The organism is Streptosporangium sp. NPDC050148 (genome assembly GCF_055586505.1).
The window spans coordinates 1-1,098 of sequence record NZ_JBVJIA010000088.1 but is presented as its reverse complement, the minus strand read 5'-3'; the positions used below and the strand labels follow the sequence as shown (position 1 = coordinate 1,098).

Below are 1,098 nucleotides of genomic sequence, written 5' to 3'. Positions count from 1 at the left end.
ACTGTACGGTTTTCGGTGTAACTCCTGATCAAGGAGATACACCTGATGAGTACTGTGATTCAGGCATCCGCAGACACGGACCTGGAGGAAGCCGCGGTGACGCGGAAAGACGAGACGTCGGATCGAGAACTGGTCGGCCGGCTGGTCGACCAGGCCCGTGCCGAGGGCTTGGAGTTGGTGGGCGAGAACGGACTGCTGGGCCGGCTGACCAAGCTGGTGCTGGAGTCGGCCCTGGAAGGTGAGATCACCGATCACCTCGGCTATGACAAGCACGATCCGGCCGGTCGCGGAGCAGGCAACTCCCGCAACGGCACTCGTCCCAAGACCGTGCTGACCGATGTCGGCCCGGTGGAGATCACCGTTCCACGGGATCGGGACGCCAGCTTCGAGCCGAAGATCGTGCGCAAGCGCCAGCGGCGGCTGTCGGGCGTTGATGAGATGGTCATCTCCCTGTCGGCCAAGGGGCTGAGCACCGGGGAGATCTCCGCGCATCTGGCCGAGGTCTACGGCGCGCAAGTCTCCAAGCAGACCATCTCCACTATCACCGACAAGGTGTTGGAGGGGATGGCCGAGTGGCAGAACCGGCCACTGGATCCGGTTTACCCGGTGATCTTCATCGATGCCATTCATGTCAAGATCCGCGATGGCCAGGTCGCCAACCGGCCCGTTTATGTGGCGTTGGCGGTCACCGTCGATGGTGAGCGCGACATCCTGGGGCTGTGGGCCGGAGATGGTGGCGAGGGCGCGAAGTTCTGGCTTCACGTGCTGACGGAGATCAAAAACCGCGGCGTCGGTGACGCGCTGATGGTGGTCTGCGACGGGCTTAAGGGCCTGCCGCAGGCGATCGAGACCGTCTGGCCGCAGGCCGTGGTGCAGACCTGCGTGGTGCACCTGCTGCGCGCCTCCTTCCGTTATGCCGCCCGCCAGCACTGGGACGCCATCGCCAAAGCACTGCGACCGATCTACACCGCGCCGACCGAGGCCGCCGCACTGGAGCGGTTCTATGAGTTCACCGAGGCTTGGGGCGGCAAGTACCCGGCGATCGTGAAGTTGTGGGAAGACGCCTGGGCCGAGTTCGTGCCCTTCCTCAACTTCGAC

The 1,098-nt window shown here is 64.2% G+C and carries 1 protein-coding gene; it reads left to right on the top strand.

Going from position 1 to position 1,098, the window contains the following annotated elements:
• Nucleotides 1–45 precede the first annotated feature (45 nt).
• Nucleotides 46–1,098: IS256 family transposase (locus ACZ6RT_RS37535; protein WP_470158885.1), on the top strand; the 1,053-nt coding region annotated here is incomplete at its 3' end.